At 74.8% G+C, this 26,211-nt stretch carries 30 protein-coding genes; 20 read left to right on the plus strand and 10 right to left on the minus strand.

Going from position 1 to position 26,211, the window contains the following annotated elements:
• Positions 1-189: 189 nt before the first annotated feature.
• The 6 genes from ACIG5E_RS10375 (at position 190) to ACIG5E_RS10400 (ending at position 6,469) form a co-directional block, all read left to right on the plus strand.
• Entirely contained in the window at positions 190-1,077 is an 888-nt protein-coding gene (locus ACIG5E_RS10375) for a Rieske 2Fe-2S domain-containing protein (protein ID WP_396532865.1), read from the plus strand.
• Between the two features lie 50 nt (positions 1,078-1,127).
• Entirely contained in the window at positions 1,128-1,766 is a 639-nt protein-coding gene (locus ACIG5E_RS10380) for an endonuclease (RefSeq protein ID WP_396532866.1), read from the plus strand.
• A gap of 168 nt (positions 1,767-1,934) precedes the next feature.
• Complete coding sequence (locus tag ACIG5E_RS10385; RefSeq protein ID WP_396532867.1) at positions 1,935-2,315, plus strand: antibiotic biosynthesis monooxygenase family protein; 381 nt, start codon at positions 1,935-1,937, stop codon at positions 2,313-2,315.
• Between the two features lie 177 nt (positions 2,316-2,492).
• Positions 2,493-3,623, plus strand: coding sequence for an FAD-dependent oxidoreductase (locus ACIG5E_RS10390; RefSeq protein ID WP_396532868.1), 1,131 nt, complete (start codon positions 2,493-2,495; stop codon positions 3,621-3,623).
• A 115-nt stretch (positions 3,624-3,738) separates the two neighbouring features.
• Positions 3,739-4,695, plus strand: a complete 957-nt coding sequence (locus tag ACIG5E_RS10395; protein ID WP_396532870.1) for a TIGR03557 family F420-dependent LLM class oxidoreductase — start codon at positions 3,739-3,741, stop codon at positions 4,693-4,695.
• A 10-nt stretch (positions 4,696-4,705) separates the two neighbouring features.
• Positions 4,706-6,469 carry a glycoside hydrolase family 15 protein gene (locus tag ACIG5E_RS10400; RefSeq protein ID WP_396532871.1) on the plus strand — a complete coding sequence of 588 codons (1,764 nt, stop codon included), beginning with the start codon at positions 4,706-4,708 and terminating at the stop codon, positions 6,467-6,469.
• Here ACIG5E_RS10400 and ACIG5E_RS10405 read toward each other — a convergent pair.
• The 9 genes from ACIG5E_RS10405 to ACIG5E_RS10445 form a co-directional block, all read right to left on the minus strand.
• A complete protein-coding gene (locus ACIG5E_RS10405) occupies positions 6,462-7,193 on the minus strand; it encodes a metallophosphoesterase (protein WP_396532872.1) in 732 nt (243 codons plus the stop codon). The two genes, ACIG5E_RS10400 and ACIG5E_RS10405, sit on opposite strands and share 8 nt — an antisense overlap.
• Positions 7,190-7,459: a BON domain-containing protein gene (locus ACIG5E_RS10410; protein WP_396532873.1), complete on the minus strand. Its 270-nt coding sequence runs from the start codon at positions 7,457-7,459 to the stop codon at positions 7,190-7,192. The genes ACIG5E_RS10405 and ACIG5E_RS10410 overlap by 4 nt, the downstream gene beginning before the upstream one ends.
• Positions 7,456-8,115, minus strand: a complete 660-nt coding sequence (locus ACIG5E_RS10415; RefSeq protein WP_396532874.1) for a nucleotidyltransferase family protein — start codon at positions 8,113-8,115, stop codon at positions 7,456-7,458. The genes ACIG5E_RS10410 and ACIG5E_RS10415 overlap by 4 nt, the downstream gene beginning before the upstream one ends.
• Positions 8,116-8,216: 101 nt before the next feature.
• The gene (locus ACIG5E_RS10420; RefSeq protein ID WP_396532875.1) at positions 8,217-8,891 is read right to left on the minus strand and encodes an HAD family hydrolase; all 675 of its coding nucleotides are present in this window, start codon (positions 8,889-8,891) and stop codon (positions 8,217-8,219) included.
• A gap of 34 nt (positions 8,892-8,925) precedes the next feature.
• Positions 8,926-10,020, minus strand: coding sequence for an enolase C-terminal domain-like protein (locus ACIG5E_RS10425; RefSeq protein WP_396532876.1), 1,095 nt, complete (start codon positions 10,018-10,020; stop codon positions 8,926-8,928).
• Positions 10,017-12,341 carry a GMC family oxidoreductase gene (locus tag ACIG5E_RS10430; RefSeq protein WP_396532877.1) on the minus strand — a complete coding sequence of 775 codons (2,325 nt, stop codon included), beginning with the start codon at positions 12,339-12,341 and terminating at the stop codon, positions 10,017-10,019. The genes ACIG5E_RS10425 and ACIG5E_RS10430 overlap by 4 nt, the downstream gene beginning before the upstream one ends.
• On the minus strand, positions 12,334-12,780 hold the full coding sequence (locus ACIG5E_RS10435; RefSeq protein WP_396532878.1) for a hypothetical protein: 447 nt from the start codon (positions 12,778-12,780) through the stop codon (positions 12,334-12,336). Before ACIG5E_RS10435 ends, ACIG5E_RS10430 begins: the two co-directional genes overlap by 8 nt.
• Positions 12,767-14,572, minus strand: coding sequence for a thiamine pyrophosphate-requiring protein (locus ACIG5E_RS10440; RefSeq protein ID WP_396532880.1), 1,806 nt, complete (start codon positions 14,570-14,572; stop codon positions 12,767-12,769). The genes ACIG5E_RS10435 and ACIG5E_RS10440 overlap by 14 nt, the downstream gene beginning before the upstream one ends.
• A gap of 90 nt (positions 14,573-14,662) precedes the next feature.
• The gene (locus ACIG5E_RS10445) at positions 14,663-15,577 is read right to left on the minus strand and encodes a SigB/SigF/SigG family RNA polymerase sigma factor (protein WP_396532881.1); all 915 of its coding nucleotides are present in this window, start codon (positions 15,575-15,577) and stop codon (positions 14,663-14,665) included.
• Positions 15,578-15,845: 268 nt separating this feature from the next.
• On the opposite strand from ACIG5E_RS10445, the gene ACIG5E_RS10450 reads away from it, so the two are divergent.
• Positions 15,846-16,169: a plasmid stabilization protein gene (locus tag ACIG5E_RS10450; protein ID WP_396532883.1), complete on the plus strand. Its 324-nt coding sequence runs from the start codon at positions 15,846-15,848 to the stop codon at positions 16,167-16,169.
• Positions 16,170-16,520: 351 nt separating this feature from the next.
• On the opposite strand, the gene ACIG5E_RS10455 is transcribed toward ACIG5E_RS10450, so the two are convergent.
• Positions 16,521-17,024 (minus strand): ATP-binding protein, encoded by a 504-nt coding sequence (locus ACIG5E_RS10455; RefSeq protein ID WP_396532884.1) that lies wholly within the window; start codon positions 17,022-17,024, stop codon positions 16,521-16,523.
• Between the two features lie 319 nt (positions 17,025-17,343).
• Between ACIG5E_RS10455 and ACIG5E_RS10460 the strand changes: the two genes are divergently transcribed.
• From ACIG5E_RS10460 to ACIG5E_RS10520, 13 genes are all read left to right on the plus strand, one after another.
• Entirely contained in the window at positions 17,344-17,931 is a 588-nt protein-coding gene (locus ACIG5E_RS10460; RefSeq protein ID WP_396532885.1) for a DUF6328 family protein, read from the plus strand.
• 60 nt (positions 17,932-17,991) lie between these two features.
• Complete coding sequence (locus ACIG5E_RS10465) at positions 17,992-19,008, plus strand: SDR family oxidoreductase (protein WP_396532886.1); 1,017 nt, start codon at positions 17,992-17,994, stop codon at positions 19,006-19,008.
• Between the two features lie 27 nt (positions 19,009-19,035).
• Complete coding sequence (locus ACIG5E_RS10470) at positions 19,036-20,046, plus strand: PHP domain-containing protein (RefSeq protein WP_396532887.1); 1,011 nt, start codon at positions 19,036-19,038, stop codon at positions 20,044-20,046.
• A gap of 87 nt (positions 20,047-20,133) precedes the next feature.
• Positions 20,134-21,090, plus strand: a complete 957-nt coding sequence (locus ACIG5E_RS10475) for an SDR family NAD(P)-dependent oxidoreductase (RefSeq protein ID WP_396532888.1) — start codon at positions 20,134-20,136, stop codon at positions 21,088-21,090.
• Positions 21,091-21,274: 184 nt separating this feature from the next.
• The gene (locus tag ACIG5E_RS10480) at positions 21,275-21,448 is read left to right on the plus strand and encodes a CsbD family protein (RefSeq protein WP_396532889.1); all 174 of its coding nucleotides are present in this window, start codon (positions 21,275-21,277) and stop codon (positions 21,446-21,448) included.
• Between the two features lie 120 nt (positions 21,449-21,568).
• Positions 21,569-21,739, plus strand: coding sequence for a hypothetical protein (locus ACIG5E_RS10485; protein WP_396532891.1), 171 nt, complete (start codon positions 21,569-21,571; stop codon positions 21,737-21,739).
• Positions 21,740-21,950: 211 nt separating this feature from the next.
• Positions 21,951-22,397: a Na+/H+ antiporter subunit E gene (locus ACIG5E_RS10490; protein WP_396532892.1), complete on the plus strand. Its 447-nt coding sequence runs from the start codon at positions 21,951-21,953 to the stop codon at positions 22,395-22,397.
• Positions 22,394-22,651, plus strand: a complete 258-nt coding sequence (locus ACIG5E_RS10495) for a monovalent cation/H+ antiporter complex subunit F (protein ID WP_396532894.1) — start codon at positions 22,394-22,396, stop codon at positions 22,649-22,651. Before ACIG5E_RS10490 ends, ACIG5E_RS10495 begins: the two co-directional genes overlap by 4 nt.
• Positions 22,648-22,944 (plus strand): cation:proton antiporter, encoded by a 297-nt coding sequence (locus ACIG5E_RS10500; RefSeq protein WP_396532895.1) that lies wholly within the window; start codon positions 22,648-22,650, stop codon positions 22,942-22,944. Before ACIG5E_RS10495 ends, ACIG5E_RS10500 begins: the two co-directional genes overlap by 4 nt.
• A complete protein-coding gene (locus ACIG5E_RS10505) occupies positions 22,941-23,210 on the plus strand; it encodes a Na(+)/H(+) antiporter subunit B (protein ID WP_396532897.1) in 270 nt (89 codons plus the stop codon). Before ACIG5E_RS10500 ends, ACIG5E_RS10505 begins: the two co-directional genes overlap by 4 nt.
• Positions 23,207-23,947, plus strand: coding sequence for an MnhB domain-containing protein (locus ACIG5E_RS10510; protein WP_396532898.1), 741 nt, complete (start codon positions 23,207-23,209; stop codon positions 23,945-23,947). The genes ACIG5E_RS10505 and ACIG5E_RS10510 overlap by 4 nt, the downstream gene beginning before the upstream one ends.
• On the plus strand, positions 23,944-24,288 hold the full coding sequence (locus tag ACIG5E_RS10515; RefSeq protein ID WP_396532899.1) for a sodium:proton antiporter: 345 nt from the start codon (positions 23,944-23,946) through the stop codon (positions 24,286-24,288). Before ACIG5E_RS10510 ends, ACIG5E_RS10515 begins: the two co-directional genes overlap by 4 nt.
• Positions 24,289-24,295: 7 nt before the next feature.
• On the plus strand, positions 24,296-26,140 hold the full coding sequence (locus ACIG5E_RS10520; RefSeq protein ID WP_396532900.1) for a complex I subunit 5 family protein: 1,845 nt from the start codon (positions 24,296-24,298) through the stop codon (positions 26,138-26,140).
• Positions 26,141-26,211 lie beyond the last annotated feature (71 nt).

Raw genomic sequence — 26,211 nt, forward strand, 5'->3', positions numbered from 1 at the left:
TGAGAACCTCCGGACGTGTCCGGACAGTATGCAGCCGATCACGCCGGGGAACCACGAAGTCCTGACCGCCCTCGTCGATGTCCCGGCCGTGGACGAAGGCGTGGGCCCGCGGCCGGTCGAGGGGCTCTCCGGCGGGCACCCCGGGTCCCGGGCGGGTTTGGCCGGGCCGGGTTCGGCTAGCCGCCCGATATGGACACCTCAGCTCTGCACACCCGCCGCTGGTCCCGCCTGCTGCGCCGCGCCCTGGAGGCACCCGCGCACTGGGAGGTGCTGGACGCGCCGGCCCAGCCGCTCGCCGACGCGGTCCAGGCCCTTCCGCTGGGCCCCTACCGCGACGCCCTGCACGGGGTCTGGCTGGGCCACCCGCTGCATCCGTCGCTGGTCCAGCTGCCGATCGGCTGCTGGACGTCGGCGGGACTGCTCGACCTCACGCCGGGCCGGCGCCGTTCGGCCGACGCCCTGGTGGCGGTGGGCCTGCTGACCGCCGGGCCCGCCGCGCTGGCGGGCTGGGTGGACTGGGCCCGGCTCGACGCGCCGCGGCGGCGCACCGGGCTGGTGCACGCGGTCGCCAACACCGGCGGGGTGCTGCTGTACGCCGGTTCGCTGCTGGCCCGCTGCCGTGGGCATCGCGGGCGCGGCCGGCTGCTCGGCTGGGCCGGGATGGCCGCCGTGACGGCCGGCGGCGTGCTCGGCGGACATCTCGCCTACCGGCAGGCCGCCGGGCCCGACCGGGCCGCCGCGGTGCCCCGGCTGGCGCCGCCGGACTGGGCCGCGCTCGGCCCGGTCGAGGACTTCCCCGTCGGACAGCCGGTCCGCCGCCGGGCCGGCGAACTCTCCGTGGTCGTGGTCCGCGACGGCGAACGCTGCCACGTGCTCGCGGAGCGCTGCGCCCACCTCTCCGGCCCGCTCTCGGAGGGCAGCGTCGTCGACGGCTGCCTGCGCTGCCCCTGGCACGGCAGCGAGTTCCGGCTGCGGGACGGCGAGGTGGCCGGCGGCCCCGCGACCGCGCCGCAGCCGGTGCTGGAGACCCGGGTGCTCTCGGGGCATCTGGAGGTGCGGCTGCCCGGAGCGGGCTGACCGTCCCGGCCTGACGGACACGATGTGAACGAGGACGGAGGTGCCGCACGATGACCGTCGACACGATCACCTCCCGGCTGCTCGCCGAGCACGGCCGGACGTACGCCGAGGAAGCCAGCATCACACTGCGGGACAAGCCCTCGCCGCTGTACCGGCTGCTGGTCCTGACCGTCCTGTGCTCGATCCGGATCAGCGCCGGGACCGCCACCAAGGCCGCCCGGGAGCTGTCCGCCGCCGGGTACCGCACGCCGCGCGCGATGGCCGACTCCGGCTGGCAGGACCGGGTGGACGCGCTGGGCCGGGCCCACTACGTCCGGTACGACGAGAGCACCGCGACCGCGCTCGGCGAAGGGGCGCAGCTGGTGCTCGACCGCTGGCACGGCGACCTGCGCAGGCTGCGCGACGAGGCCGACGGCGATCCCGACGCCCTGCGGGAGCTGCTGCGGGAGGTCCCGCGGATCGGCCCGGTGGGCGCGGACATCTTCTGCCGGGAGGTCCAGACGGTGTGGCCGTGGCTGCACCCGTTCTTCGACGAGCGGGCTTGTGCGGCCGCCGAGGACCTCGGCCTGCCGCACACGCCCCGCGGCCTGGGCGCGCTCGTCCCGCCGAAGGAGCACGCCCGACTGGCCGCCGCCCTGGTCCGGGTCAGCCTGTCGAAGGGCGCGCTGGCGGAACTGCAGGCCGCCTGAACGCGGGCCCGGTCGGGGCCGTGTTCCGGAGGGCCCGGAGCCGTCCCGGCCGGGTTGGCGCGCGCCGTCCCACCGCGCGCCGTCCCACCGCGCCCCGTCCCGTCCCCGGTGTGTCCCGTTCGGGTGGGACGCTGGATCGTCGGGCGCGGGCCGCCCTACGGTGGCGCCATGAACGATCACGCGGAAGCACCCGTCCTGCCCGTCGAGGCCTTCGAACCCCCCTACTACGTCGCGGTGTTCACCGCCGTGCGGACCCCGGACCAGAGCGGCTACAGCGAGACCAACGCGCGCATGGAGGAGCTGGTGCGGGACATCCCCGGGTACCTGGGGATGGACTACGCCCAGTCGCCCGGCGGGCTGGCCATCACCGTCGGGTACTTCCGCGATGCCGAGGCCCTCAGCGAGTGGCGGACCAACGTCGAGCACCGCGCGGCGCAGAAGCGCGGCCAAGCCGAGTGGTACCGGAACTACACGCTGCACGTGGCGAAGGTGGAGCGGAGCCACGGGTTCACCCGGGCCGAGGCCCCGCAGGGCCCGCCGGCGGGATGACGGCGGTCAGGGTGCCGGGGGTGACAGCTGTCATCTCCGATCGGTGACGGACCGGTCTGCCGCTCGGGGGCCGGGATCGCCGAAGCTGATGGCACGTCAATCGAACGGCCGCGGTCATCCTGCTCACCCCGCGCGGCTGACACCCGAACGACCATCACGAGAGACGAGGAGAAGCGCATGAAGGTGTTGGTGGCCGGGGCCGGGATCGGCGGGCTCTGCCTGGCGCAGGGGCTGGTCCGGGCGGGGATCGACGTCCGGGTCTTCGAGCGCGAGCCCGGTGCGGACAGCCGCTACCAGGGCTTCCGGATCGGCCTGGACGGACCGGGGCTCGCCGCGCTGCGGGAGTGCCTGCCGCCCCGGCTGCACGGCCTGCTGGAGGCCGTGACCGGCCCGCTCGCGGGCGAACGGCGGGTGGTCGACCCGCAGTTGAACGAGCTCCGCCGGCTCGGCGCGGCGGCCGACGGCACGGCCGCCGACCGGCACGTGCTGCGGCAGCTGCTGCTCACGGGGCTCGGGGACCGGGTGGAGTTCGGCCGGGCCGTGGTCGGGTACGACGAGCGGGCGGACGGCCGGGTCGAGGCCCGGCTCGCGGACGGCGGCAGCGCGCCGGGCGACCTCCTGGTCGGGGCGGATGGCGTGGGTTCGGCGGTGCGCCGGCAGCTGCTGCCCGGGGCCGAGGTCGCCGCCGTCCCCGGCAACGCACTGCTCGGCCGCACCCCGCTGACCGAACGCCTCGCCACCCTGGTGCCGGGGGCCGGCACCCTGGTGCGCGGCTCCGGCCTGAGCCTGCTGATCGGCCGGATGGAGTTCCGGCGGCCACCGCGGCTCGCGGCGGCCGAGCTGGCGCCCGACGTGGAACTGCCGGACGCCGACAGCTACTTGCGCTGGGTGGCGATGCTCCCCCAGCCGCTCGGCCCGGAGCCCGAGGCCTGGGCGGCGGTGCGCGACCGGCTGCTCGACCTGATCGACGGCTGGCACCCCGACCTGGTCGAGCTCGTCCGGCAGTCCGACACGGGCAACAGCTCGCCGTTGACGATCCGCTACGCCAAGCCCGTACCCCACTGGGGCACCGGGCCGGTCACCCTGCTCGGCGACGCGATCCACGCCATGCCGCCGAGCGCCGGCCAGGGCGCCAACACGGCGTTCCGCGACGCCGCGCTGCTCTGCCGCTCGCTCACCACCGTCCACCGCGGCGAAACGCAGCTGGCCGCCGCCGTCGAGGAGTACGAGCTGCGGATGCTCGACCGCGGCTTCGCGGCCGTCGCCGCGGGCCTGGACCGGCTCACGGAGTTCACCCCGGCGCGCTGAAGCGCCTCAGTACGTGGCGCAGCCGCGGGACGGCGGCGAGGTTTCACCGGGCCCGGCCCGGTTAGCCGCTCCGACGGGGGAATCCCGAGGAGCCCACCGAGGAACCGAGGCCGCCATGACCACCGCGTTCGGCTACTTCCTGTCCTGCGAGGAGTTCACCCCCGCCCAGCTGGTCGAGCAGGCCGAGCTGGCGGAGCGGGCCGGCTTCACCCGGCTGGCGATCTCCGACCACTACCACCCGTGGAACGAGGCCCAGGGCAGCAGCCCGTTCGTCTGGGGCGTGATCGGGGCCCTCTCCCAGGTCACCCGGCTGCCGGTGACCACCCTGGTCACCTGCCCGACCGTGCGGCTCCACCCAGCGGTGACGGCCCAGGCGGCGGCCACCGCGGACGTGCAGCTGGCCGGCGGGCTGCGGCTGGGCGTGGGCACCGGCGAGGCGCTCAACGAGCACGTCCTGGGCGACCGCTGGCCGCCGTTCGACGTGCGGGCGGAGATGCTGGAGGAAGCCGTCTCGGTGATGCGCGAGCTGTTCACCGGCCGCCCCGTCTCGCACCGCGGCATCCACTACACCGTCGAGAACGCCCGGCTCTACACCCCGCCGAAGGACGGCCGACTGCCCGTGTACGTCTCGGCGTTCGGCCCCAAGGCGGCCGCGTCGGCGGCGGAGTACGCGGACGGGCTGGTCACCATGACCCCCGACACCGAACTGGTCGGGCGCTACCGCGCGGCGGGCGGCACCGGACCGGTGATCGGCGGTGTGAAGGTGTGCTGGTCGCCCGACCGCGAGCGGGCGGTCAAGACCGCCCACCGGCTCTGGCCGAGCGAACTGCTGCCCGGCGAGCTCGCCCAGGTCCTGCCCACGCCACGGCACTTCGAGCAGGCCACCGAGCTGGTGACGGAGGAGATGGTGGCCCGGGCGGTCACCTGCGGGGACGCCCCCCAGGAGCACGCCGACCGGCTGCGCGACTACGTCGGCGCGGGCTTCGACGAGGTCTACGTCGGCCAGATCGGCCCGGACCAGGAAGGCTTCTTCGACTTCTACCGCGAGCAGATCCTGCCGCGAATGGCCTAGGGGGGCTGTCTTGACGGCCTTCCCGCCCTGCAGCCTGCGCGAGTACGCCCTGCTCGCCGACGGCGAACGCGGAGCCCTCGTCGGCCCGTCCGGCGAGGTCGCCTGGCTCTGCGCGCCCCGCTGGGACTCCGACCCGGTGTTCGCCGGACTGATCGGCGGCACCGGCGAGTACGCGGTGACCCCGGTCGGCCGGTTCGTGCCCGGCGGCTACTACGAGGACCACGGGCTGGTCCGGCGCGGCCGGTGGATCACCGAGCAGGGCGTGGTGGTGTGCCGGGAGGCCCTCGCGCTGCCCGCCGACCCGCACCGGCTGGTGCTGCTGCGCCGCGTCCAGGCCGACTACGGACCGGCCCGTCTGCGGCTGCGGCTGGCGGCCGGCAGCGGCTTCGGAACGGCCCGCCCCCGTGCTCCGCACCGGACGGCGGACGGCTGGACGATCCGCGCCGGGCGGCTGCGGCTGCGCTGGACGGGCGCCAGGACGGCCCGCCCCGGCCCCGACGGAAGCCTGCTGGCGGACGTCGCCCTCGCCGCGGGCGAGCGGCTGGACCTCGTCCTGGAGGTGTCCGACCGCGGCCTCGACACGCCGCCGCCGGACCCGGAACGGTGCTGGCGGGCCACCGAACGCGCCTGGCACGCCGCCGTACCGGACCTCCGGCACACCTGCGACGGGCGCGACGCCCGCTTCTCCTACGCCGTGCTGCACGGCCTCACCTCCCCCGCCACCGGCGGCATGGTGGCCGCGGCCACCACCAGCCTGCCCGAACGCGCCGAGGAGGGCCGCAACTACGACTACCGCTACGTCTGGATCCGCGACCAGTGCCTGGCCGGGCAGGCCGTCGCCGCCTGCGGGCCCGACCGGCTCCTGGACGACGCCGTACGGTTCACCGCCGCGCGGCTGGAGGAGGACGGCCCGCACCTCGCCCCCGCCTACACCGTGACCGGCGGGCGGGTGCCGGACCAGCACACCGTCGACCTGCCCGGATACCCGGGCGGCCACGACCAGGTCGGCAACCGGATCACCCGGCAGTTCCAACTGGACGCGTTCGGCGAGACGTTGCTGCTGTTCGCGGCCGCCGCCCGGCACGGCCGGCTGGGCCCGGACTCCCGCGGCGCGGTCCGTACCGCGGCCGCCGCGATCGCCGCGCGGTGGCGTGAACCGGACGCCGGCATCTGGGAGTTGGACGCCCAGCGGTGGACCCACAGCAGGCTGATCTGCGCCGCCGGGCTGCGCGCGATCACCCGCCCGCAGGTGTCCCGGGCGGCCGGGCTGACGGACGGGCTCGCGGCCGAGTGGAGCGCACTGGCCGACCGGCTGTCGGCCCGCGCCGCCCGCAGCGCGCTGCACCCGTCCGGCCGCTGGCAGCGCTCCCCCGATGACCCGGCGGCCGACATGTCCCTGCTGCTGCCACCGGTGCGCGGCTGGCCGCCCGCCGACGACCCGCGCACCGTCGCCACCCTGCGGGCCTGCCGCGAGCAGCTCACCGACGGGCACTTCGCCTACCGCTTCCGGCACGACGAACGCCCGCTGGCCGAAGCCGAGGGCGCCTTCGTGCTGTGCGGCTTCCTGATGGCCCTCGCCGAGCACCAGCAGGGCGACGCCGTCGAGGCCGCCCGCTGGTTCGAGACCACCCGCGGGCTCTGCGGCTCGGCCGGCCTGTTCTCCGAGGAGTACGACATCGCCCAGCGCCAGCAGCGCGGCAACCTGCCGCAGGCCTTCGTGCACGCGATGCTGCTGGAGTGCGCGGCCCGGCTGGCCCGGCCGCCGGTCAGCTGACCGGCGGGCGCAGCCGGTAGACGGCGAAGGCGCGGCCGATGACGGGCTGGGCGACGTTGCGCACCCGCACCCCGCAGGCGGTAAGGCCGCGTTCGGTGCCCAGGTGCGCGTGGCCGTGCACGGCCAGGTCGGCGCCGGCCCCGTCGATCGCCTCGGCGAGCAGGTAGCTGCCCAGGAACGGGTGGATCTCCGGCGGCTCCCCGGCCAGGGTGTCGGGGACGGGGGCGAAGTGGGTCAGGGCGATCCGCAGGTCGCAGCCCTCGGCGGCCAGTCGGTCCAGGGCGGTGCGCAGCCCGTCGGCGCACTCGCGGCTGTGCCGGACGAAGGCCTTCATCTCGGGCTCGCCGAACTCGCCGGCGCTGCGGCCCGCGAAGCCACCGCCGAAGCCCTTGGTGCCGGCCACGCCGACCAGCAGGCCGTCCACCCGGACGGCGGTGGAGCTGCGTTCCAGCACCTGGACGCCGTTCGAGGCCAGGATCCTGGTGACCTCCTCCGGCCGGCCGGCGTCGTAGTCGTGGTTGCCGAGGACGGCGATCACCGGCACCGGCAGTCCGCCGACCTCCTCCCCCACCACGGCGGCCTCCTCGGGGGTGCCGTGCCGGGTGAGGTCCCCGGCCAGCAGCAGCACGTCCGCCAGCTCGCCCAGGGTGGCGAAGGCGGGCCGCAGCAGGCCCCGGCTGTCCGGGCCGAGGTGGATGTCGCCGACCGCGGCCACCCGGATCACGGCAGGTCCTCCGCCCCGGTCGGCGGCCGGTCGTCGGCCAGCGCGATGTCGGTGTACACCGTCAGGCCGTCCAGGACCTCGATCACGATGCGCTCGACGGCGGCGCGGTGCTGCTCGCTCGGCACGGTGCCGCACACCGTGACGTGGGTGCCGTGCAGTTCGATCCGCAGACTGAGCTCGCCGACCTCGTCGTCGGCGAGGCGGTCGCGCAGGTGGGCGAGCCGGTACTCGGTGTCGTCGGATCCGGTGGTGTCGGCGGCGGTCATACGGCGGCCTCCTCGGGTTCGATCACCTGGAGCCGTTCCAGGAGGTACAGGAACGCGGCGGGCATCGGCTGCCGGCCGCGCTCCGCCCGTACCCGCCGCCAGTCGACCTTCTCCCGCAGCGGCCGCACCACCGACAGCACCGCCCCGAAGTCGCAGTGGTGCTCGGAGAAGGCGGCCAGCAGGCCGCTGACCAGGTCGGTGGCCGAGAGCACCGGCATCTGCACGGAGTCCACCGGCAGCACCTCGGCGCGGTCCAGCAGCTCCGAGGTGACCGGCCGCTTGGCGTGCTCCAGGATCAGGTCGATGTCCTGGCCCAGGCAGTGGGCCTTGATCAGCCAGTCCTCGGGCGGCAGGAACACCTGGACCCCGGCCTCGCGCAGGGTGTGGGTGACGGCCTCGGCGTCCTCGCGGCGGATGCAGAAGTCGGCGTCGTGCTGGAGCCGCACGTCGGCGCCGTGGGCGTAGGCGGCGACCCCGCCGGCCAGCGCGAAGGGGTGGTCCTTGGCCTTGAGCAGCGAGCCGATCCGCTTCGCCGCCTCCAGGATCGCCTGGGCCCGGTCGGGCGGCAGAGGGCCCCCGGGCTCGTCGAGCGGCCGGCCGTCCGGCTCGGCGCGGGTCGAGCGGGACGCATCGGGGTGTTCGGCGGGTCGGTCCATCGCGGCCTCCTCCGGCGGGGTCCGTTCGGGACGCCCCCACGGGTACCCCGCCCAGGGGAGTTCACTCCGCCCGGGGGTGCTCCACCTGAGCTTCGGGAGGCTCACGCCGGCGGGCTGGCCAGCAGGCTGCGGTCGAGGTCCGCCAGCAGTTCGGCGGTGTCCCGGTGGACCTCGGCGGCGCCGGCGCCGAGGAGCTCCCGGGTGTCGAAGCCGCCGCTCTCCACCGCGACGCACGGGACCCGGGCCCGGCCTGCCGCGGTGACGTCCCAGACGGTGTCGCCGATGAAGACGGCGTGCTCGGGTTCGGCGCCCGCGCGGTCGAGGGCGGCGCGGACGAGGTCGGGGGCGGGCTTGGTGGCGGCCACGTCGTCGGCGGAGGTGGCCGCCGTGATCACCTCGTCGGCGTCGAGCGCGCGGCGCAGCACCGCGAGTTCCCGCTCGGAGGCGGAGCTGGCGAGGACGACCGGCCAGCCCCGGCCGGCGCAGGCGCGCAGCAGGTCGGCGGCGCGCGGCAGCGGCTGGATCTGGGGCCAGAACCGGGCGTAGAGGGCGGTGTGGGCGGCGGTGATGCCCTCGTCGTCGCCGTGGTCGCGGTCGGCGCCGAGCAGGTGGTCGAGGAGTTGGTCGGCGCCCATGCCGATCGCCCGGTGGACCCGGGCGACGGGCAGGGTGCGGTCGTGCTGCCGCAGGGCCTCCCACCAGGCGAGGGCGTGGAAGTACGCGGTGTCGAGCAGGGTGCCGTCGACGTCGAAGAGCGCTGCCGAGGTGGTCGTCATGGTCTTCATCCTTTCGCCGGAGCCGCTGCCGCGGTCACCCCGTGCGGTACTCGGCGGCCCGGGCGGGGGCCAGCCGCAGCCCGTGGCCGGGGGCGCCGTCGGCGCCCGGGGTGACGGTGCCGCCGGTGGGGTCGAGGGTGCCGTCGAAGAGCAGTCGCTCGATCCGGACGTGGTCGTGGAACCACTCCAGGTGGCGGCAGTTGGGGACGGCCGCGGCGGCGTGGGCGTGCACGTGGGGGGCGCAGTGGGCGGAGAGGTCGAGGCCGTGGGCCTGGGCGAGGGCGGCGGCGCGCAGCCAGCCGGTGAGGCCGCCGCAGCGGGTGGCGTCGGCCTGGAGGCAGTCGACGGTGGGGATCATCCGGGCGAAGTAGGCGAGGTCGTAGCCGTACTCGCCGGCGGTGACGTCGGGCGGGACGGCGTCGCGGACGGACCGCAGGCCGGTGAGGTCGTCGGAGGAGACCGGTTCCTCGTACCAGCTGACGCCCTGGTCGGCGAGGGCGGCGCCGATCCGGACGGCCTGTTTGCGCCGGTAGCCGCCGTTGGCGTCGGTGTAGAGCTCGACCTGGTCGCCGACGGTGGCGCGGGCGGCGCGGACCCGGTCGAGGTCGCGCTGCTCACGGGTACCCCAGGACTCGCCGATCTTGATCTTGACCCTGGGGATGCCTTGCTCCTCGGCCCAGCCGCGCAGCTGGCGTTCCTGCTGCTCGGCCGAGTAGGTGGTGAAGCCGCCGCTGCCGTACACCGGGACGGGCCGGGCGGCGCCGCCGAGCAGCCGGGCGAGCGGCAGGCCGAGCAGGTGGCCCCGCAGGTCCCACAGGGCGAGGTCGACGGCGGAGATCGCGCCGGAGACGAGCCCGGGGCGGCCGGTGTTGCGCACGGCCCGGTTCATGGCCTCGTGGGCGCCGCTGGTGTCGTGCGGGTCGCGGCCGGTGACCAGCGGGGCGAGTTCCTCGCTGATCACGGCGGCGGTGGCGGGCGCGCCGTAGGTCCAGCCGAGGCCGCTGTTCGGGCCGCTGACGGCCTCGGCGAGGACGAGGGTGGTGTGGTCCCAGGCGAGGGTGCCGTCCGCCTCGGGGGCGTCGGTGGGGACGGTGTAGACGCTCACGCCGATCCGGTCGACCTCGCTCATGACGGCGCCCTCAGTCCGGAGCGTTCGCCCGCCGCCAGCAGGCCGGCGGCCCGGTCGACCAGGGCCATGATGGTCAGCGCCGGGTTGGCGCTGCCCTGGGTGGGCAGCACGCTGCCGTCGGTGATCAGCAGGTTGGGGACGGCGAAGGCGCGCAGCCGGTGGTCGACGACGCCGGCGAGGGGGTGGTCGGCCATCCGGCAGCCGCCGACCAGGTGGGCGTAGCGGTCGATGGTGATGACCTCGCTGGCCCCGGCGGCGCGCAGGATGGACTCCATCACCTCGCGGGCGGCCCGGATCAGCATCCGGTCGTTGTCGCACTGGGAGAAGGCGAAGTCGGCGACCGGCAGGCCGTGCCGGTCGGTCTGCTCGGCGAGGGTGACCCGGTTGTCCGGCTGGGGCAGCAGTTCGGCCATGGCGCCGAGGGTGGCCCAGTGGACGTAGTCGGAGAGGTAGGTGCGCAGGTCGGCGCCCCAGTGGCCCTGGGCGACGACGTGCTCGGCCCAGGTGATGGGCAGCGGGGAGATGTTCTGGATGGTGAAGCCGCGCCGGTAGGGCTTGGCGGGGTCGGTCTCGTAGTACTGCTCGGTGGAGACCTCGGGCGGCGGGGCCTTGTGGGCGCGGATCTCCTCCTCGAAACGGCCGGAGGTCTGCGGGGCGCCCTGCACCATGACGTAGCGGCCGACCAGGTCGTGGTCGTTGCACAGGCCTTCGGGGAAGCGCGGGCAGGCGGAGTTGAGCAGCAGCCGCGGGGTCTCGATGGCGTAGCCGGCGACGGCGACGGTACGGGCGAGCTGGAGGTGTTCGCGGCCGTGGTGGAAGTAGCGGACGCCGCGGGCGAGTCCGTCGGCGTCGAGCTCGACGGCGGCGGCCATGCAGTCGGCGCGGATCTCGGCGCCGTGGGCGAGGGCGTCGGGGACGTGGGTGATCAGCGGGGAGGCCTTGGCGTTGACCTTGCAGCCCTGGAGGCAGAAACCCCGGTAGACGCAGTGCGGGCGGCGGCCGAAGCGGCCGTTGGTGATGGCGACCGGGCCGACCCGGGCCTGGATGCCGAGGGCGGCGGCGCCGCGCAGGAAGATCTCGCCGTTGCCGCCGACGGGGTGCGGCGGGTGCGGGTAGGGGTGGGGCTCGCCCCAGGGCCAGTACTGGCCGGCGACGGGGAGTTCGTACTCGATGCGGCGGTAGGACTCGCGCAGGTCGTCGTAGTCGATCGGCCAGTCGGCGCCGACGCCGTCGAGGCTGTGGGTGCGGAAGTCGGAGGGGTGGAAGCGGGGTGCGTAGCCGGCGAAGTGGACCATCGAACCGCCCACGCCGCGGCCGGAGTTGTTGGAGCCGAGCGGTACCGGGTCGGTGCCGGAGATGAGCCGCGGCTCGGTCCAGTACAGGTGGTGGGAGGAGGCCTCGTCGCTGACCCAGTCGGTGAGCGGGTCCCAGAACGGGCCGGCCTCCAGCACCACGACGCTCCAGCCCCGGCGGGCCATCCGCTGGGCCAGGGTGGCGCCGCCCGCACCGCAGCCGACGATCAGCAGGTCGACCTCGTCGGTGTCCGCGTGGCGCCGCATGTCGCGCCGCAGGGTGTGGTCGAAGCCCTGGCCGTCGCGGGGCAGCAGCCAGGCGGAGGCGTTGGTGCGGCGGACCTCGCGCTCGGCGGCGGCGTTGGCCCGTACGGTCTGGGCGGCGGCGCGCAGCCGGGAGTGCCGGCCGGGGTCGGTCGCGGGGGGCACCGGGCGGGGCGGCTCGTCGTCGGGCGGCCGGGGCGGGCTGGAGTGGGCGTCGGCGACCTCCCAGGGTTCGCGCCGGCCCGGGCCCAGGCGCAGGTAGCCGCGCGGGTGGGCGGGGCCGCCGAAACCGATCTCGTTCCAGGCGGTGGGGTGGGAGTAGTACGCCGTGCAGGCGTACCTGGTCCACAGGCTCCAGACGTGCTTGGCGGGCAGGCCGTGCCAGCGTTCGCCGTCCAGTTCCTGGATCCTCCCGATCAGCGCCCGCTGCTGGACTTCGCTGAGCGCGGCGAACGGGCCGTCGGCGTCCTCGTCCAGGGCGTGCAGTGAGCGGCGCCAGGCCTCGTCGTCCATCGGCATGTCGGCGTAGTGCCAGCCGTCGGTCTCCAGTTCGGCGAGCCGGGCGTCGATCATCGGCAGCAGCGGGACGTCGGGGTGGTCGAGCAGTTGGTCGAGCAGGGCGCGGGCGGTGGCCTCCTCGGCGGGGGTGAAGAGCCGCAGCGGCGGCTGGGGACCGGTTCGGGCGACCACGACGGCCGTCGTCTCGCGGTCCCAGTGCCGGGCCTGGGAGAGCACGTCGAAGCCGGGGAAGCGGGGCTCAGGCATCGGCGGACTCCCGGCGCAGTACGGCGGCGACGAGGCCCATTCCTCCGACCAGGCTCATCAGCAGCGGTGCGAACAGCGGCGGGCCCATCTCGACGTTGTAGCGGGCCATCGCCCAGCCGCCCGGCTTCTCGGCGATGCCTCGCACGTGCAGCCAGGTGCCCTGGAGGCCGTTGGCGACGATGGCGGCGGAGGCGACCGGCAGCATGGTGCGCGCCGCGCGCGGGCTGAGCATCCCGGCCACCCCGGCGACGGCGCCGACCGGGCCCAGCAGGACCGGCCACCACATGACGCGGTTGCCGAAGCCGGCCCGGTCGTGCTCCAGGTAGATCTCGGCGGCGGTGATCACCGAGCCGGCGCCGGTGGCCAGGGACAGCGAGCGCTGGAAGCGCCCGGTGCGGACGTTGCGCACGGTGAGGCCGATGAGGTCAGTGGCGCCCATGCCGGCCTCCGAAGGACGGCAGCAGCTCCTGGAGCTTCGCCTTGAAGCCCTGGCGCACCATCGCCGCCCGGTCGCTGTCGCCGCGCAGCACGGACTCGGCGGCGGCCTGGATCTGGTCCCAGCTGGCGTGCGGCGGGATCGGTGGGACGGCCGGGTCGGTGCGCAGCTCCAGGACGTAGGGGCGGTCCGCGTTCAGGGCGTGCTGCCAGCCGCCGGGGACGTCCTCCGGTGCGGTCGCGCATTCGGCGCCGAGCCCGAGGGTGCGGGCGAAGCCCGCGTAGTCGACGTCGGGGAGCTGCTGGGAGGGCAGGAAGCTCGGGGCGCCCTGCATGGCGCGCATCTCCCAGGTGACCTGGTTGAGGTCGCGGTTGTTGAGCACCGCCACCACCAGCCGCGGGTCCTCCCACTGCTGCCAGTACTTGGAGATGGTGATCAGCTCGGCGAGGCCGTTCATCTGCATCGCGCCGTCGCCGACGATGGCGATCGCGGGCCGGTCGGGGTGGGCGAACTTGGCGCCGATCGCGTACGGGACGCCCGGGCCCATGGTGGCCAGGGTGCCGGACAGCGAGCCGCGCATCCGGCCGCGGAAGCGCAGGTGGCGGGCGTACCAGTTGGCGGCGGAGCCGGAGTCGGCGGTGACCATGACGTCGTCGGGCAGCAGGTGGTCGAGGGCGTGGATCGCGTACTCGGGGTTGATCGGGTCTGCCTCGACCTCGGCGCGCCGCTCCATCACCTCCCACCAGCGCTCGGTGTTGTCGCAGATGGTGCGCTGCCAGTCGCGGTCCTCCTTGCGGATCAGCAGCGGCAGCAGCCGGTCCAGCGTGCGGGCGGCGTCGCCGACCAGATTGACCTCGTACGGGTAGCGCAGCCCGACCATGAACGGGTCGAGGTCGATCTGCACGGCCCTGGCCTGCCCGAACTCGGGCAGGAACTGGGTGTACGGGAAGGACGAGCCGACGGTCAGCAGGGTGTCGCAGTCGCGCATCAGCTCGTACGAGGGACGGGTGCCGAGCAGGCCGATCGACCCGGTGACGTACGGCAGCACGTCGGGCAGCACGTCCTTGCCGAGCAGCGCCTTGGCGACCCCGGCGCCGAGCAGTTCGGCGGTCTGCTGGACCTGCTCGCGGGCGTGGCGGGCGCCCTGGCCGACCAGCATCGCGACCTTGCGGCCGCTGTTGAGCACGTCGGCGGCCCGGCGCAGCTCAGCGTCCTCGGGGACGACCGTCCACTGGGGACTGCCCAGGCTGGAGGGCACCATCTTGAAGGCGTGCTCCGGCGGGTTGTGGTCCAGCTCCTGGACGTCGGCGGGCACGATCACGGCGGTGACGGTGCGGCGGGCGGCGGCGGTGCGCATCGCCCGGTCGAGCACGTTGGGCAGCTGCTCGGGGACGGTCACCATCTGGCAGTACTCGGCGGCGACGTCCTTGAACAGGCTCAGCAGGTCGACCTCCTGCTGGTACGAGCCGCCCATCGCACTGCGGTCGGTCTGCCCGACCACGGCCACCACCGGGACGTGGTCCAGCTTGGCGTCGTACAGCCCGTTGAGCAGGTGGATCGCGCCCGGGCCCGAGGTCGCCGCGCACACTCCGGTGCGGCCGGAGAACTTGGCGTAGCCGACGGCCTCGAACGCGGCCATCTCCTCGTGCCGGGCCTGGACGAAGACGGGGTTGTTGTCGGCCCGGCCCCAGGCCGCGAGCAGCCCGTTGATGCCGTCGCCGGGATAACCGAAGACGTACTGGACGTCCCAGGCGCGCAGTCGTTCCAGGATGTGGTCGGAAACCTTCGGGGACACGGTGCTCCTCCTTGACGCCCTTCACACGACGATCCCCCCCCAGCGCGGCTAACCGCTGAGGGGGGTCGGAAACACCCGGCAGGGGAAAAGTCAGTCCGCCTCGGCCGGTTCGTCGGCCCAGCCCGGGGCGTCGCGGTCCTCCAGCCGCTCGCGCAGCCGGGTCAGCGTGGCGGAGAGCAGCCGGGAGACGTGCATCTGGGAGACGCCGATCCGCCCGGCGATCTCGGACTGGGTGCAGCCGTCCCAGAAGCGGAGCTTGAGCACCGTCTGCTCGCGCTCGGGCAGTTCGGCGAGCAGGGGGCGTATCGCGGTGCGGAAGTCGGCGAGTTCGATGCCGGGGTCGCAGCCGCCGAGCCGGTCCAGCATCGCGCTGCCACTCTCGTCGCTGTCCTGGTCCCGCAGCGCGTCCAGTGAGCTGGGGCGGTAGACCCGGCCCGCCACCAGGCCCTCGGTGGCCTCTTCGACGCTCAGGTGGAGATCCTCGGCGATCTCCTCCGGCTGGGGGAGCCGGCCGAGCTCCTGCTCCAGCCGGTCGGAGCCGCGGGCCACCGTCAAGTAGAGCTCCTGCATGCTGCGCGGGACGCGCACCGGCCAGGAGGTGTCCCGGAAGAAACGTTTCATCTCGCCGGCGATGGTGGGGATGGCGTAGGTGAGGAACTCGACGCCGCGGTGTGGGTCGTAGCCGTCGACGGCCTTGATCAGGCCGATCGTGCCGACCTGGAGGATGTCCTCCATGTCCTCGGCGCGGTGCCGGAAGCGGGCGGCGATGAACCGCACCAGCGGCATGTTCAGCTCGATGATCGTGCCGCGCACATAGCTGTAAGCGGCGCTCTCCCGGGCCAGCCCGGACAGCCGCTCGAACAGCGCGTCGCTGAGTTCCCGCGCCTCGATCTTGCCCATCGCGCGGAGTTCGGTCCTGGTGGGTCTCGGTGGCAGGTCGGGCAGAGTGCCCGAGGGGATGGTTTCCTGTTCGACAGGGGCAGCTGTTTCGAGAGGGGTGGACACGCGTCCTCCTCGGCATCGGGGTGAACGCCCGGCGACGCCTGCGGGTACCACTCGCGCATCGGGGGCTCTTCCCCAGGACCTGGGCCCGGTGTCGACGGCGAGGTCCCGGTGGCACCCGGCCTGGGTGCCGGCGGCCGTTCGTCCCAACCGCCGCAGGATCGTTCTACCCGACATACGACATGGAATTCATGTTTTCAGATGATTTTTTGCGATTTGTCCGGGTACACGCGCTCAGGTAGCAATCTGGACCAGGAGAGGAGGGCCGGCCATGCCCCGAGGATCCAGCCCCAAGCGGGAGCGCCAGTACGAGCACATCAAGGAGAGCGCGCTCGACCGGGGCGAGAGTGAGAAGCGGGCCAAGGAGATCGCCTCCCGGACGGTCAACAAGGAACGCGCCCGGCACGGCGAGTCCAAGACCGCTAGCCGTACCTCGACCCACGACATGTCGTCCGGCCGGCGTGGCGGACAGCGCTCGCACAGCGGCTCCCAAGGCCCGACGTACGACCAGCTGTACAACGAGGCCAAACACCGCAACATCAAGGGCCGTTCGAAGATGAACAAGCGCGAACTGGCCCATGCGCTCGGTCACTGAGCCTCGGCCGCTGAGCCTCGGTCGCTGAGCCTCGGTCGCTGATTTCCGTCCTCCGACTTCCGACGAAGGTGCGCCATGACCGTTCCGACGCCCCCTGATCCGGACACCCAGCCGATCCCCCACCCCAACCCCGCGCCCCGGCCGGGAGAGGGCCCCGATCCGGTGCCTCCGCCCATCCCGCCGTTCCCAGACCCCACGCCCTACCCGGACCCCGACCCGGCACCACCGCCTCAGCCGCACCCCGGGCAGCAGTAGGGAGCAGTAGCGGACCCCGGGCCGGCCCGTCGGGCACGGTGCGGGGTCCTCGAAGAGTTACGGACCGTCAACTGACGGGACGTCAACAACGGGACGTCAACCAGACGGATGAAGCCGTCGATCCGGACGTACCGGTCGAGCGTCGATCCGGACGTACCGGTCGAGCGGGGACGGCACCTCCAGCCAGACCAGCTTGCCCCCGTCGTCGGGCCCCGCGCCCCAAGCGCGGGCGAGCCGGTCGACCACCCGCAGGCCGTGCCCGCCCGGCCGGCCCGGATTGCCGGACGGAACCAGCCGCGGCATCACCGGGCTGGCGTCCGCGACCTCCACCCGCAGGCGGGCGCCGTCCCAGTCCAGGCGCAGCTCGCGCGGGCCGCCGGGGGCGTGCAGACAGGCGTTGGTGACCAGCTCCGAGACCATCAGCAGGACGTCCTCCGCCAGGGCCCGTTGCTCGTCGTCGGCGGCGGGCAGCCAGTGCCAGGACCGCAGCGCCGCACGGCTGAACTCACGACTGCGCTGCACCGCGCCGTCGCTGCCGTCGAACGCGAGCCGCCTGGTCTCCGCGTCGGTCGTCGGTCGTCCTCGCCCGGTACGGTCCATGCCGGGCCTCCTCACACCGGGCCCGGCGGAGCGCCTGGTCGCGCCGACGACACGTCCTCCGACGGCCGTCCGGGCTCCGGATCCGGATCCGGCTCCGGAGCCGGATCCGGCGAGGAACCGGGCGGGACCTCGGCCCCGAGCCCCGGTCGGGACGGCGTTGCGCCGTCCCGACCACCGTGCCGCGCAGGGCGGACGGTCGAGTACTCGGGGGCCGTCCCGGGTGCGACCGGGCAGGCCACGTGCTCCTCGTCCATGCCCCGCGTTTGCCCGGCCCGGGCGCGGCTACACGCGCCGACGTGAGGAGGCGGAGGCGATCACCATGGCGACGCCGAACAACGGCCGCGACGGCCGGTCTCCCCGGCCGAGGGTCGGCCGTCAGGAGTCGCCCGAGGAACGGGCGGACCGGCGCTGGAGCGACCTGCTCCAGGAGGTCAGGGTCGCCCAGACCGGCTCGCAGATCCTCTTCGGGTTCCTGTTGAGCGTGGTCTTCATGCCCCGCTTCGCCCAACTCGGCGACTTCGACCACGGACTCTACGTGGCCACCGTCGTGCTCGGCGCGCTCGCCACCGGCTCGCTGACCTCCCCGGTCGCCTACCACCGGATCTTCGCCGGGCGCCGCCTGAAGCCCCAACTGGTCGACGCCGCCGCCCGGTTGGTGGCCATCGGCCTGGTGCTGCTGGCCCTGACCGTCGGCTCGGCCCTGCTGCTCCTGCTGCGGGTGGCGACCGGCTCGGCGATCTCCGGCTGGATCACCGCCGCCGTCATGCTGTGGTTCGCGTCCTGCTGGCTGCTGCTGCCCTTCGGGCAGCTGCACCGGCACAACGGCCGGAGCCCCCGGCCCCCGGACGGGCCGGACGACCCCGACCGCGACGACCACAATGACGCTTCAACCACCCCTGAACGGTGACCCGCGCACGGCGACCCGCGCGGAACGTTTCGGCGCCGGAGGCCGGGCAAGACGCCCGCCATGAGGATCCGTACGCGTTCCAAGCCCCGAACCGTGGTCATCACCGGCGCCACCGCAGGAGTCGGCCGGGCCTGCGTCCGGGCGTTCGCCACCGACGGCGACCGGCTGGTGCTGATCGCCCGTGGCATCGCCGGGCTGCGCGCGGCCTCCGCCGAGGCCGAGGCCGCCGGCTCGCCGGTGCGCACCGTCCTCGCGGACGTCTCCGACCCGGAGGCCTGCGAGGCGGCGGCGGCCCGCGCCGAGGCGGAGTTCGGCCCGATCGACGTCTGGGTCAACGACGCCTTCGTGTCGGTGTTCGCACCGTTCACCGAGATCAGCGCCGAGGAGTTCCGCCGGGTCACCGAGGTCACCTACCTCGGCTACGTCAACGCCACCCGGGCCGCGCTGCGCCGGATGCTGCCGCGCGACCACGGCACCATCGTGCAGGTCGGCTCCGCGATCGCCTACCGCGGCATCCCGCTGCAGACCGCCTACAGCGGCGCCAAGCACGCCATCCAGGGCTGGCACGAGGCGCTGCGCTGCGAACTCCTGGCCAGCGGGTCGGGGGTGCGGGTGACCATGGTGCAGCTGCCCGCGGTCAACACCCCGCAGTTCGACTGGGTGCTCAACCGGCTGCGCGGTCGGGCCCGGCCCGTCCCGCCCGTCCACCAGCCCGAACTGGCCGCCCGCGCCGTCCGGTACGCCGCCGACCACCCCGGCCGGCGCGAGTACTGGGTCGGCGGCAGCACCGCGGCCACCCTGATCGCCAACGCGCTCGCCCCCGGCCTGCTCGACCGCTACCTCGCCCGCACCGGCATCGACTCCCAGCAGGACCACGGGCCGCGCCACCCGGAGGACCACGCCAACCTCTGGACACCGAGCGACGCCTCCCAGGACCACGGCGCCCACGGCCGTTTCGACGAGGAGGCCCACGAACGGAGCGCCCAACTCTGGGCCTCCCAGCACCACGGCCTGCTCGCCACCGGCGGCGCGGTCCTCGCCGGCGCCGCCGCCCGCGCGCTCGCGCGGGGGCGGTGACCGGCGGCCGCTCGCAGACCGACCGTCATGGACCCGGCCACGGCGCTGCGGCGGATCGCCTTCCTGCTGGAGTGGAAGGACGCCTCCCCCTACCGGGTGCGGGCCTTCCACACCGCGGCCGACGCGGTCCGCGCCCTGCCGCCCGGGCCGGTGGACGCCGCGCTTGCCCGCCGCCTGCCGGGCGTAGGACCGGTCACCGCCGAGGTGATCGCCCAGGCCGCCGCCGGCGCGACCCCGACCTACCTCGCCCGGCTCGAAGCCTCCGCCGGGCCGGCCGCCCAGGCCGGGTGGGACCTGCTCGCGGCCGCGCGGGGCGACTGCCACCTGCACTCCGACTGGTCCGACGGCGGCCACCCGATCGAGGAGATGGCCGAGGCCGCCCGCGCGCTCGGACACCGCTGGGCCGTCCTCACCGACCACTCGCCCCGGCTGACCATCGCCCACGGCCTCAGCCCCGAACGGCTGCGGCACCAGCTCGACGTGGTCGCGGCGTGCAACGCCCACGACGGGCCCGACGGCTCGTTCCGGCTCCTGACCGGAATCGAGTGCGACATCCTGGAGGACGGCTCGCTCGACCAGGAACCCGAACTCCTCGGCCGGCTCGACGTGGTGGTGGCCTCGGTGCACTCCAGGCTACGCGCGGACCCGGAACCGATGACGGCCAGGATGCTGGCGGCGGTCCGCCACCCGCGCACCAACGTGCTCGGGCACTGCACCGGCCGGATCGTCACCGGCCGCGGCCGGCCGCCCTCCCGATTCGACGCCGAGGCCGTGTTCGCCGCCTGCGCCGCCGCCGGGACGGCCGTGGAGATCAACTGCCGCCCCGAGCGCCGCGACCCGCCCGACGAGCTGCTCCGCCTGGCCGCCGACGCGGGCTGCCTGTTCGCCGTCGACACCGATGCCCACGCCCCGGAGCAACTGCACTGGCTCACCTCCGGCTACGCCCGCGCGGCCCGCTTCGGCCTCGGCCCCGACCGGCTCGTCACCACCTGGCCACGCGACCGGCTGCTGGCGTGGGCGCACCCGGCTCCGCCCTGATCGGGCGGACCGCCCACGGTTTGCGGGCGGAGCGGTCGGACACACGCGCTGGCGTCGGACTTCCCGGAGCGAGGAAGGGTGCGGGCGATGGGTGTGCTGGCCGGACGGACGGCGCTGGTGACCGGCTCCTCCCGGGGGCTGGGGCTGCTGATCGCGGGGGAGCTGGCGGAGCGGGGCTGTGCCGTGATGCTGTGCGGCCGGGACGAGTTGGCGCTGGAGCGGGCGCTGCGCCAGCTGCGCGGCCGCCCGGGTGAGGTGGCCGGCACGGTCTGCGACCTGATGGATCCGGAGGCGCCCGGGCGGCTGCTCGCGGCCGTGCGGGAGCGCTTCGGCGCCGAGGTGGACCTGCTGGTCAACAATGCCGGCCTGATCCAGGTCGGCCCGGTCTCGGCGATGCAGGAGCAGGACTTCCGGCGGGCGCACGAGCTGATGACGATGGCGCCGCTGCGGCTGGTCCAGGCGGTGCTGCCGGCGATGCGGGCCCGCGGCGCGGGCTCGATCGTCATGATCAGCTCGGTCGGCGGCCGGATCCCGGCTCCGCACCTGCTGCCGTACGTGACCGCCAAGTTCGCGCTCACCGGCCTCTCGGAGGGGCTGGCGGCGGAGCTGGCGCAGTACGGCATCCGGGTGACCACCGTGCTGCCGGGGCTGATGCGCACCGGCTCTCACACGGCCGCCGAGTTCGCCGGGCAGGCGGGCAGCGAGTACGCCTGGTTCGCCACCGCCGCGTCCCTGCCGCTGGTGTCGATGGACGCCGGGCGCGCCGCGCGACGGATCGTCCGGGCGGTCGAGGCCGGGCGGCGCGAGCTGGTGCTGACGCCGCTGGCCAAGGCCGGCGTGCTCGCCCACGGCGTCGCGCCGGCCACCACCAACCGGCTGCTCGGCCTGACCGCGCGGCTGCTGCCGCCGGCTGGCGGCGCGCCGGAGCACGGCGTACCGGGCCTGCGGGCCGCGTCCCGGCACCGGCGCGGTGGTCCGGTCGACCGGCTCACCGCCCTCGGACGCCGGGCGGGGCGGGCCCACAACGAGCCCACGGCGTCCTGAGGCCGGTGTCCCCGGTGCCCGTAGAACCTCCCCCGGCCCGCCGGCCCATGCCGAGCCGGACCAGAACCGATCCCGGCCGAGGTTGACGGCCGCCGGCCGGTGTGGAAGCGCGCGCTCCGGGCACACGCGGCGCGGGGGCCACGACCCGGCCCCGCCGTCCGACGCACGAGAGGAGCGCAACCCGATGGGCACCGAGGACAAGCTGCGCAACATCGCGGAGAAGGCCCACGGCAAGGCCAAGGAGGCCGCCGGGAAGGCCATCGACGACCCGGTCGTCGCGGCCGAGGGCAAGGGCAAGCAGATCAAGAGCGACCTCAAGCAGGCCGGCGAGAAGATCAAGGACGCCGGGAAGGACTGAGCCCGGTGCCGGCGGCCGCTTCGCGCGGCCGCCGGCCCGTCCGGAGCGAGGGAGCCGCCATCAAGGCCGTGATGTCCAGCCCTGCCCGGCCGCGCGGTCCCGCCCCGGGAGGAGAGCGAGATGAGCACCATGAGGAACCCCGCTCCGAAGGACCCGCCGGAGCCGGTCGAGACGCCGGAGTCCCGGATGACCGGCGAGGGCAGTCCACCACCGGAGCACGAGGAGGAGAAGGGGCCGCAGGACGGCCCGGAGTTCGAGGTGACCGAGCCGGCCCACGAGCCGAAGCGGTAGCCGAAGCGGTAGGAGTGCCGGCGGTACGACCGCGCGGGCCGGGCCGATCATCGGAGCTTTCCGGCCCGCCGTCCGGCGAACGGGTGGTCCGGTGCCGCGATCGCGCGCGCGGCGGCGTTGCGCGCGGGACGCGTGCGCCGACCGGACGGTACACCTGGGGGCCGCCCGCCGCGGTGGCGGGTGCCCGGAGGACCGACATGGGGGTGGTGGAATGCGAACGATGCTCGAACTCCTGCTCTGGTGGGGGGTGTTGCTGTTGCTGAACATCGTATTCATCAGCTCGGTGTCCCCGCTGGAAGTGGCGGTGGGCGGCGGCGTGGCGCTCCTCGGGGCGCTGGGTGCGGTGGCCGTCCGGCGCGCGTCCGGGGCCGCTCCCGGCGGACCGGCCCGGCTGGCCAGGGCGCTGTGGGCGTTCCCGTGGACCCTGCTGGCCGACACCGGCCGGCTCGCGCTCGCCGTGCTCTCGCCCGGCCACCGGCGCGGCGGGTTCCGCACCGTACGGCTCGCCCCCGGCACCGGGGCGGCCTGGGGCGCGGCGCTGCTGTCCTCGACGCCCGGCGCGTACACGGTGGAGAGCCGGGACGGCGAGCTGACCGTCCACGCCCTGGGCGACGAACTCTCCGCGCTGGAACGGGCGTTGACCGGAGCCGGGGAGTGAACGCCTGGCTGCTCGCGGCGGCCGTGCTGGCCGCCGGCGGGATCGGACCCTGCCTGCTGCTCGGCCTGCGCGGCTCACCCCAGCAGCGGCTGGCCGGGCTCAACCTCGCCGCGACGATCACCTCCGTCGTCCTGCTGCTGCTCGCCCAGGGGTTCAGCCGCACCTCGTACACCGACCTGGCGCTGGACCTCGCGGTGCTGGCACCCGCCGGGACACTGGTGTTCACCCGCTTCCTGGCCGGGAGGCAGCAGTGACGCCCCGGCACACCCTCGCCCTGGTGCTGCTGGTGGCCGGCACCGCCGCCCTGCTGCTCGCCGCCCTCGCCCTCACCGTGCTGCCCGGCCCGTACCTGCGGCTGCACGCCCTCTCCCCCGCCGCCACCCTCGGCGCACCGCTGGTCACGCTCGCCCTCGCCGTGGACACCGGGCCGGGGCGGGCCGCCGTCAAGCTGCTGGTGATCGGCCTGTTGCTGGCCATCGGCGGCACCGTCACCACCATGGCCGTCGCACGCACCACCGTCCGCGCCGAACGGGAGGCCCAGCAGTGACCAACACCCTCACCGTCATCGCCCTGCTGCTCACCGCCGTCACCGCGACCGCCGCCGCGCTCACCCGCGACCCGGTCCGGCAGGCCGCCGTCCTCGCGCTGCTCGGGCTCTGCCTGGCGCTGCTGTTCACCGTGCTCCAGGCACCCGACGTCGCGCTCTCCCAGCTCGGCGTCGGCAGCGCGATCACCCCACTGCTGATCCTGCTGACCGTCCGGCGGGTGCGACGCCAGGAGCAGTCGGACGAACACCCGGACCGCACCGAGTGAGCCGCACCGCCCGGCTGCGGCTGTTCCTGACCGCCGCCACCGTCCTCGCCGCCGCCCTGATCACCGCCGCGACCGAGCTGCCCGGCTTCGGCGGCAGCCACCACCCGTACGGCGAACGGGCGGTGGCGGCCGGGCTGGCCCGGCAGACCGCCAACATCGTCTCCTCCGTCAACTTCGACCAGCGGGCCTTCGACACCCTCGGCGAGGAGTCGATCCTGTTCGGCTCGGTGCTCGGCGCCGGCATGCTGCTGCGGCTGGCCCGGGACGAGCACAAGCGCCGCGCCGCCGCCGAACCCGTACTGCCCACCACCCGGCTGTTCGGCGCCACCCTGCTGCCGGTCACCCTTCTGGTCGGCGGATACCTCGTCGCCCACGGCCAGTTGAGCCCCGGCGGCGGCTTCCAGGGCGGCGTCGCGCTCGCCACCGCCCTGCATCTGGCCTACGTGGCCGCCGACTACCTGGTGCTCAAGCGGATCCGCCCGCTGGCCGTCCTGGACGTGGCGGACGCGATCGCGGCCGGCACCTACGCCGCGCTCGGACTGATCGGCCTCGCCCAGGGCGCCGGCTACCTCGCCAACACCCTGCCGCTCGGCACCTTCAACCAGTTGTCCTCCAGCGGGCTGGTGGCGGTGATCAACGCCGCCGTCGGGGTCGAGGTCGCCTCGGGCGTGGTGGTCCTGCTGGCGCACTTCCTGGACCAGGCGGTCGAGATCGTCCATCGCGGGGAGCGCCGGTGAGCATCTTCCCCTACCTGATCGCCGGGTGGATCCTGCTCGCCGGGCTGTACGGCCTGGTGACCAGCCGCAACCTGGTGCAGGCGGTCGGCTGCCTGGCCGTCGCGCAGTCCTCCACCTACGTGCTGCTGCTCGCGGTCGGCTACCGCAGCGGCGCCACCGCGCCCGTCTACTCCGACCTGCCGACCGACGCCCCGGTGGTCGACCCGGTGGTCCAGGCGCTCGCCCTGACCGACATCGTGGTCGGGGCGACCGTCACCGCGCTGCTGCTGTCGCTGGTCATCCAACTGCGCAAGCGGCACGGCACGGTGGACCCGGAGGAACTCACCGGGCTGCGCGGGTGACCGGCCGGTGAACACCACTGACCTGCTGCCGCTGGCCGTCGCCATCCCGCTGCTCGGCGCCGCCGTCCTGGCCGTGGCCGGCCGCCGGCTGCCCCGCCCGGGCCGCGACGCGCTGACCGCCGTCCTGGCCGCCGCCGACGTGGCCTGTCTGGCCCTGCTGTGGGCCCGGACCGCACCGGACGGCCGGGCGGTGTCCTGGCTCGGCGGCTGGAGCCCGCGCGGCGGCCACAGCGTCGGCATCGTGCTGGTCGCCGACCGCCTCGGCACCGGCCTCGCCCTGCTCTCGGCCGTCCTCGTCCTCGCCGTGCTCTGCTACGCCTGGCGGTACTTCGAGGAGCCCTCCGGCGAGCACGGCGGGGTGTTCCCCGCCCTGCTGCTGCTCTTCGAGGCCGGGATGTGCGGCTTCGCGCTCACCGGGGACCTCTTCGACGCCTTCGTCTTCTTCGAACTGATGGGCGCCGTCGCCTACGCGCTGACCGGCTACCGGATCGAGGACCCGCGCCCGCTGCAGGGCGCGCTCGCCTTCGGACTGGTCAACTCGGCCGCCGCGTACCTCTCGCTGCTCGGCATCGGCCTGCTCTACGCCCGCACCGGCGAACTCGGCCTCGCCCAGATCGGCGCCGCACTGGACCAGCACGCCGCGGCCGGACACGGCCGGGACGCCCTGGTCGTCGTCGCCTTCGTGCTGGTCCTGGCCGGCCCGCTGGTCAAGGCCGCGACGGCGCCCTTCCACTTCTGGCTGCCGGACGCCCACGCGGTGGCGCCCAGCCCGGTGTGCATGCTGCTGTCCGGGGTGATGGTCGAACTCGGCGTCTACGGGGTGGCGCGGATCCACCGCGTGGTCTTCGCCGGGGCGGGTGGACTGCCGGACGCAGCGGTCCGCGACACCCTGCTCGCCGCGGGCGTGCTGACGGCGCTGGTCGGCGCCGTGATGTGCTGGCAGCAGCGGCACCTGAAGCGGATGCTCGCCTTCTCGACCGTCGGGCACATCGGCCTGTTCCTGATCGGCGCCGCGCTGCTCGACCCGGCCGGGCTGACCGGCTCGGCCGTGTACGTGGCCGGCCACGCGGGCGCCAAGGCGGCACTGTTCGGCCTCACCGGCGTGCTGCTCGACCGGTACGGCTCGGTGGACGAGCACGGGCTGCACGGCCGGGCCCGCGAACTCCGTTTCACCGGGCTGCTGTTCGTCCTCGGCGCGCTCGCCCTGGCCGGGCTGCCGCCGTTCGGCACCGGGCTCGGCAAGGCCGTCACCGAGGAGGCCGCCGGGCACTGGGGCGGCTGGCTGCCGGTGGTGTTCGTGCTGGTCTCCGCGCTCACCGGCGGCGCGGTCCTGCGCGCCGGGCTGCGGGTCTTCGGCGGGCTCGGCGCGCCACCGGCCGAGCACCCCGAGGTGGCGGCGACCACCGGCGACGGCGAGGAGCCCGAGATCCGCGAACCGGGCCGGCGACCGCCGGCACCGATGCTCCTCGTCCCGGCGCTGCTGCTGGCGGGCTGCCTGGCCGTCGGCGTGCTGCCGGGCGTGGGGCGCGCGCTCGCGGCGGGAGCGGCCGCCTTCACCGACCGGAACGGGTACCTCACCGAGACCCTCGGCGGCACGGCTGCCCCCGCCGGCGCCACGCCCGAGGCCTGGTGGACGGTGTCCGGAGTCCTGCTGGGCCTGCTCTCCGCCCTGCTGGCCGTCGGCCTCGCCATCGCCGCCCTCCGCCGCGACCCGAGGCGCGGCACCGGCGGGCTGTACCGGGTGACCGTCCTGCCGCTGCGCCGACTGCACTCCGGGCTGCTCGGGGACTACGTGGCCTGGCTGGCCGTGGGACTGGCCGCGCTGCTGGTCGCCCTCACGGCGCAGCTGTAAGGGCGTCAGGGCGGGGCCGGCTGCCGCCACCGGCGACGCCCTGACGACCGACCGTCGCCAGGGAGCCACCG

The sequence above is a fragment of the Kitasatospora sp. NPDC053057 genome (assembly GCF_044546945.1).
Taxonomy (GTDB): Bacteria; Actinomycetota; Actinomycetes; order Streptomycetales; family Streptomycetaceae; genus Kitasatospora.